The organism is Streptomyces prasinopilosus (genome assembly GCF_001419695.1).
In the GTDB taxonomy this organism is placed as follows: Bacteria; Actinomycetota; Actinomycetes; order Streptomycetales; family Streptomycetaceae; genus Streptomyces; species Streptomyces prasinopilosus.
This window is the reverse complement of record NZ_LIRG01000668.1, coordinates 1-6,316: the sequence shown is the minus strand read 5'-3', so window position 1 is coordinate 6,316 and position 6,316 is coordinate 1. Positions and strand designations below refer to the sequence as shown.

General features: G+C 73.0%; 4 protein-coding genes and 1 pseudogene. All 5 read right to left on the bottom strand.

Annotation, left to right across the window (positions count from 1 at the left end; genetic code table 11):
- The coding region (locus tag AOK18_RS24225) for a glycosyl hydrolase family 95 catalytic domain-containing protein (protein WP_079105149.1) at positions 1 to 1,912 on the bottom strand (1,912 nt) is incomplete at its 3' end.
- Positions 1,913 to 1,932: 20 nt separating this feature from the next.
- Complete coding sequence (locus AOK18_RS24220) at positions 1,933 to 3,900, bottom strand: beta-galactosidase (RefSeq protein WP_055695707.1); 1,968 nt, start codon at positions 3,898 to 3,900, stop codon at positions 1,933 to 1,935.
- Positions 3,901 to 4,027: 127 nt separating this feature from the next.
- On the bottom strand, positions 4,028 to 4,966 hold the full coding sequence (locus AOK18_RS24215) for a carbohydrate ABC transporter permease (RefSeq protein WP_055573557.1): 939 nt from the start codon (positions 4,964 to 4,966) through the stop codon (positions 4,028 to 4,030).
- Complete coding sequence (locus AOK18_RS24210) at positions 4,963 to 6,009, bottom strand: ABC transporter permease (RefSeq protein WP_055573556.1); 1,047 nt, start codon at positions 6,007 to 6,009, stop codon at positions 4,963 to 4,965. Before AOK18_RS24210 ends, AOK18_RS24215 begins: the two co-directional genes overlap by 4 nt.
- A 27-nt stretch (positions 6,010 to 6,036) precedes the next feature.
- A pseudogene (locus AOK18_RS24205) lies at positions 6,037 to 6,316 on the bottom strand (Tat pathway signal sequence domain protein); the annotation flags it as partial.

The following is a 6,316-nucleotide window of genomic DNA, read 5'->3' as shown; positions in this document are numbered from 1 at the left end:
GGGCGCGGTGGGCGGCGGCGGCCAGCTCCGGGGTGTCGTAGGGGGTGATCTCGTGCAGCGGCCAGACGGCGTAGAGGTGGCTGAGGTGACGGTGGTCGTAGGAGTCGGCGAGGTCCGGCCGGGCCCATTCGGCCAGTGCGCCGTCCTCGTTGATCCGGTGCGGCGGGAGCCGGTCGGCGAGGGCCCGCCAGCGGTCGGCGTGCTCGGGGTGGCGGTCGGCGGCGGTGCGCAGCGCGTGCCGGGCGGCGGAGAGGTCCATGGCCGCGTTGACCGTCCCCCAGCCGGCGTTCGCGGGGCGGTTCTCGGGCGAGTAGGAGGGGACGACGGCCAGCTGCCCCTCGTCGTCGGTGCGGGTGAGGAAGTCCTCGTAGAACAGGGCGACTTCGGCGAGGGCGGCGGTGGTGCGGGGGTCGTGCGCGCCGCGGGTGTCGTCGTGGTCGACGAGCGGCCCGAGCAGCCAGTCGGCGCCCGCCGTCCACAGGTGCAGCGGGTACTCGCGGTCGAAGTGGTAGGAGTGCCCGGACTCGCCGTCGGAGTGCGCGGGCGCGACCACGCCCCGGGCGCCGAAGACCTCGCGGGCGTTGTCCCGCCAGTCGGGCAGCTGGCGCTGGACGAGGGACGCCAGTGCCTCGGTGACCTCCGGGAGGGCCGCCGCGGCGGCGGAGGCGGTCTGGAGGTTGAGGTTGGCGTCGTGGGTGAAGGCGCCGGACCAGGCGGTGTCCCAGTCCCCGGTCCACAAGCCGGTGAGACGGGGCGGGAACAGGCCGCCGGAGGACAGCAGGTGGTAGCGGCCGGCCGCGAAGAGGCGTTCGAGCAGGGCGGCGCTGCGCGGCCGGGCCAGCAGCTCCGATCCCGGCAGGGCGCGTTCGGCCGGGTCGGCGGCCAGGTCGAGGGTGACGCGCTCGTAGGCGGTGCGGTGGAGGGACAGGTGCCGGGCGAGGAGGGCGTCGTACGCCTCGGCGAGGGCCCCGGGCGCCGCCGGGGCCTCCCCGGCCGTGCGGCCGCCCGCGCCTTCGTTTCCGGCGGGTCCGTCCTCGGTGCGCCCGTCCTGGATGCGCCCGTCTTCGGTGAGCAGGCTCCGCAGGGCGCGCCCCTCGGCCGTCACGTCCGTCTCCCCGGTGTGCCGGCGCACCCGGGTGAGCAGGAGCACGGAGCGCGCGCCCTCGACCCGCACGCCCGGCGGGGCGAGGACCGTCGTGCCGCCGGTGACGGCGACCAGGGTGACGCCGGTGTAGGCGAGGTCGCTGTCCGGGTAGCGGGCGCGCAGGCTCAGCAGGGCGCCCTCGGCGGTGAGGACGGAGCCGTGTCCGACGCCGAGCGAGCGGGGGGCGCCGGGAAGGCGGGGATCCAGGCGGATGTCGAGGGCGAGGTCCGGCCCGGTGACGTACTGGACGATCACGTCGTCGGCGCGGGAGACGAAGGCGCGGCCGGTCCGGCCGGCGCGGGTGGCCTCCGCCACGCCGGTGCGGAAGTCGACGGAGCGGCGGTGGGGCGGGGCCCCGGTGTCGTCCGGGGTGCCGGCGGGCCGGCGCAGGCGCACCTGGAAGGCGGGGTGGAAGGGCCGTACCCACCGGAGCGGGCGGCCGTCGGTGAAGGTCTCGGCGGCGCTCGCGTCCCCGGCGAGCAACCGGTCCTGGAGGGCCGGGAGCGCGCCGGCCAGCCGGGGCGGCAGCCGGTCCTCGTCGGCGCCGACCGGGCGGACCAGGGTGTGGTGGGTGACGACGAGCCGTTCGTCGTCCGGGTCGCCGAACACGAGGGCGCCGTGGTGGCCGTTCCCGCTCAGGAAGGCGTCCTCCCAGCGGGCGGCGGGCCGCGGCTCCCAGGTTCCGTGGACGGGCGCGGTCCCGTCTGCCGGTGTGCCCGGGGGTGCGCTCACGGGCGGGGGCGCGGGGTCGTCCGTGCGCGTGTCCATGGACGTGTTCACGGGTGTGTTCACGGGCGCAGCACCGCCGCACCGTGGCGCTCGAGGGTGACCCGGCCGGTGACGTCGGTGCCGGTGAGCAGGTCGTGGTGGGGACCCGGCAGGTCGACGGCGACCGGTTCGCGGCCGTGGTTGAGCAGGAACAGCAGGTCGCCCCGGCGTACCGCCTCGACCTGGTCGGGCAGTCCGTCGAGCACCGGCCGCACGCCCGCGTCGGCGGCGATCCGGGTGAGCAGGTCGCGCAGCGCCCCGGGTTCCGGGAGCGTCGAGACGTACCAGGCGCGCCCCTTGCGCAGGACGGCGGGCAGTCCGTCGAGTTCGCCGCCCCGGTAGGGCGTCGTGGCGTCCGCGGTGCCGTCGGCCTCCAGTTCCTCGGACCACAGGGTGCCGCGGAAGCCCTCGCAGGCGACGGTCTCCCCCGCGTCCAGCGGCCACCACTCGTGCAGGGTGCGGATGCCGAAGAGGTCCCTCAGCCGGGCGTCCATGCCGCCGGGCCGCACCCGGTCGTCCTCGTCGGCGACGCCGGTCAGGAAGCCGCAGACGAGGGTGCCGCCGCCGCGTACGTAGGCGAGGAGGTTGTCGACGGCCGCGTCGGTGAGCAGGTAGAGCTGCGGGACGACGACCAGCGGGTAGCCGGACAGGTCGTGTTCGGGGTGGGCGAAGTCGGTGGTGAGGTGGGCCTGCCACAGGGCACGGTGCCAGGCGCGCAGCATGCCGGGGTGGTCGACCTCGTGGGACGGCCGGGCCTCCTGGTCCCCGGCCCACCAGGAGTTCCAGTCGTGCAGGACGGCGACGCCGGCGGTGCCGTGCGTGCCGGCGACGTGCGGGGAGATCCGGGCCAGGTCGGCGCCGAGCCGCGTGACCTCCTGGTACGTGCGGCCCCGCTCGCCCGCGTGGCTCACCATCCCGGAGTGGAACTTCTCCGCGCCCTGCCGGGACTGGCGCCACTGGAAGTAGCAGACGGCGTCCGCGCCGCGCGCCACGGCCTGCAGGGACCACAGGCGGTTGAGGCCGCGGGGCTTGGGGTGGTTCACCCCGCGCCAGTTGACCGCTCCGGCCGCCTGCTCCATGAGCATCCAGGGGCCCCGGGCCTGGGAGCGGGTCATGTCCTGGACCAGGGCGCCCTCCTGGGCGCCGAACGGGTCGCGCGGGTCGGGGTAGAGGTCGACGGAGACGACGTCCTCCTCCTCGGCCCAGCGCCAGGCGTCCTGTCCCGCCCACAGCGGCATGAAGTTGGTGGTGACCGGGAGGTGCGGGGTGTGCCGGCGCACGATGTCGCGTTCGGCGGTGTAGCACTCCAGGAGCATGTCGGAGGTGAACCGCTTGAAGTCCAGCACCTGGGTGGGGTTCTTCAGGTAGTGCGGGTGGCGGGGCGGCATGACCTCGGCCCAGTCGCCGTAGCCCTGGCTCCAGAAGGCGGTGCCCCAGGCGGCGTTGAGGGCGTCGAGGGTTTCGTGGCGGGCGCGGAGCCAGTCGCGGAAGCGGGCGGCGGCCTCGTCCCCCCAGTCGTAGGTGCAGTACTCGTTGTTGATGTGCCACAGGGTGAGGGCCGGGTGGCCGGCGTAGCGGGCGGCCAGGTCCTCGGTGATGGCGGCGGCGTAGCGGCGGTAGGTGGCGCTGGAGTGCGAGAAGTGCTGCCTGCCGCCCCACCACTCGGTGCGTCCCTCCTCGTCGCGGGGCAGGGTGTCGGGGTGGAGGTGGCCCATCCAGGGCGGCGGCGAGGCGGTCGGGGTGGCGAGGACGACCCCGATGCCGGCCTCGTGCATGAGGTCCATGACGCGGTCCAGCCAGCCGAAGTCCCGCTCTCCCGGCCGGGGTTCGATCCTCGCCCAGGAGAACACGCCCAGCGTCACGGTGGTGACGCCGGCCTGCCGCATCAGGCGGACGTCCTCGTGCCAGGTCTCCTCGGGCCACTGCTCGGGGTTGTAGTCGCCGCCGTAGAGGATGCGCCCGCGGGTGGCGTCGCCCAGTCCGGGCATCAGGCACGCTCCCGGGGGGCGGGGAGCGTACGGGACGTGCGGGACGCGTGCATGACCTACCTCGTTCTGCGGGTGCGGGGGGTGTGGCCGGCGGAGAGCCCCGGCGGCGGGCCGGGGCTCGTGTCCGTCAGCCCTTGACGGCGCCGGTGAGCATGCCCTTCTTGAAGTGCTTCTGGACGAAGGGGGACAGGACGGCGACCGGGAGCAGGGCCATCACCATGACGGCCATCTGGACGGCCAGACCCGACAGCTCACCCGTCTTGATGGCCTGGCCGAGGCCGACGGGGGCCTCCTGCTTCTGGACGAGCTGGATCATGACGTTCTGCAGGGGCAGCATGTCCTGGTCGTTGAGGTACAGGGAGGCGTTGAACCAGGCGCTCCAGTAGCCGACGGCGTAGAAGAGCGTGATGACGGCGATCACCGCGCGGGACAGCGGCATGACGATCTGCCACAGGATGCGGAACTCGCCCGCCCCGTCGATGCGGGCGCTGTCGACGAGTTCCTGCGAGATGTTCATGAAGAAGCCGCGCAGCACCAGGATGTTGAAGACGCTGATCGCGCTGGGCAGGATCAGGGCGAGGTAGCTGTCGGTCAGGCCGAGGGTCTGCACCAGCAGGTACGTCGGGATGAGGCCGGCGCTGAAGAACATGGTCGCCAGCAGGGTCATCAGGATCCAGCGGTGCCCGAGGGAGTCGGTGCGCGACAGTCCGTAGGCGCAGAACACGGACACGGTCATCGAGAACAGGGTGCCGGCCAGGGTGACGCCGATGCTGACCAGGGCGGCCCGGGTGACCTGGCCTCCGCTGAGCAGTTCCTGGTAGGCGATGAGGGTGAGGTCCCCGGGCACCATCACCAGGCCGCCGGCCTCGTCGATGGCCTTGCGGGTGGACAGGCTGGTGACGATCACGATCCACAGCGGGAGGACGACCGCCAGGCAGGCGAGGGCCAGGACGACGCCCTTGCCCGCGAGCCCGGCCCTGGTCGGCGCCTCCTCCCACACCGGGCGGGGCGGGGCGGCCCAGCCCCGGGCCCTGCGCGTCGCGGGTCCGTCGGTCACGGTGGTCACTTCTTGTACACCCCCTGCTCGCCCATGAGATGGGCCACCTTGTTCGCGGCGAGGACCAGGCCGAGGCTGACCACGCCCTTGATGAGGCCGGCGGCGGCCGCGTAGCCGAAGTCCTGGTTGCGCACGCCGTTCCACCAGACGAAGGTGTCGAGGACCTCCGACGCCCCGGGTCCGACGGCGTCGCGTTGCAGCAGGATCTGTTCGAAGCCGACGGTGAGCGCGTCGCCCACCCGCAGGACGAGCAGCAGCGCGATCACGGGCCGCAGCGCGGGCAGGGTGACGTGCCACATCCGGCGCCAGCGTCCGGCGCCGTCCATGGCGGCGGCCTCGTACAGGTCGGGGCTGACCGAGGCCAGCGCGGCGAGGAAGACGATGATCCCCCACCCGGCGTCCTTCCACACGCTCTGCGCGGTGAGCAGGAACATGAAGGTGTCGGGGTTGGTCATGACTCCCAGGCCGTCGTGGCCGTTCTCGCGCAGGAGCTGCGAGAAGATCCCCGCGCCGCCGAACATCTGCTGGAAGACGGCGACGACCAGCACCCAGGAGAAGAAGTGGGGCAGGTAGAGGACGGCCTGCGCGACCGCCCGCACCCGGGGCCTGACCACGCTGTTGATGAGCAGCGCGAGCAGGATCGGGATCGGGAAGAACAGGACGAGCTGGAGGAAGAAGAGCACCAGGGTGTTCTTCAGGGCGTTCCAGAACGCCGAGTCCTCGACGATCCGCCGGAAGTTCTCCAGGCCCACCATCGGACTGTTCAGCATCGAGACGACGCCGTTGTCGCTGATGTAGGGGTCGTAGTCCTGGAAGGCGACGACGTTGCCGAGGATCGGCAGGTAGTTGAAGACCAGGACCAGTGCCACGGCGGGCAGGGTCATCAGCAGCAGGACGCGGTCGCGCCGGTACCTGAGCCGCAGGCTCAGCGTGCCGCGCCCTGCCCGTTGTGGTGCGTCGTCCGGGGGGCCGGCGGTGTCGGGGGACGCCGCCGGTTTCCCGGCCGGCTTCGTGGCCTCGGTCTCGCTCCGGGGCACCGTGCTGTGCGACACGGCGGTTCTCCTTGCCTCGGTCCCGGGTCAGCCGGCCGCCGAACCGTTCTCGTCGAGGATCTTTTGGTACCAGTCGCGCAGTTCGTCCCCGCCCTTGCTCTTCCAGTCGGAGACGGCCTGCTGCACGTCGCCGATCTTCTTGCGGCCGCGGACGACGTCGTCCTCCAGCTGCTCGAAGTCGTTGGAGAGGTTGGTGTAGCGGGTGGGCTCGGTGATCTGCATGCCGTAGAAGGCCGACTTCTTCGTGAAGGCGCCCATCCGCTGCTGCCACTCGACCTGCCCCTTGGCGACCTCGGGGAAGTCGGGG

Bases quoted from the DNA above. Each gene is read 5' to 3' on its own strand.
- AOK18_RS24220 (WP_055695707.1), bottom strand. From the start codon at position 3,900: ATGCCCGGACTGGGCGACGCCACCCGCGGGCGCATCCTCTACGGCGGC.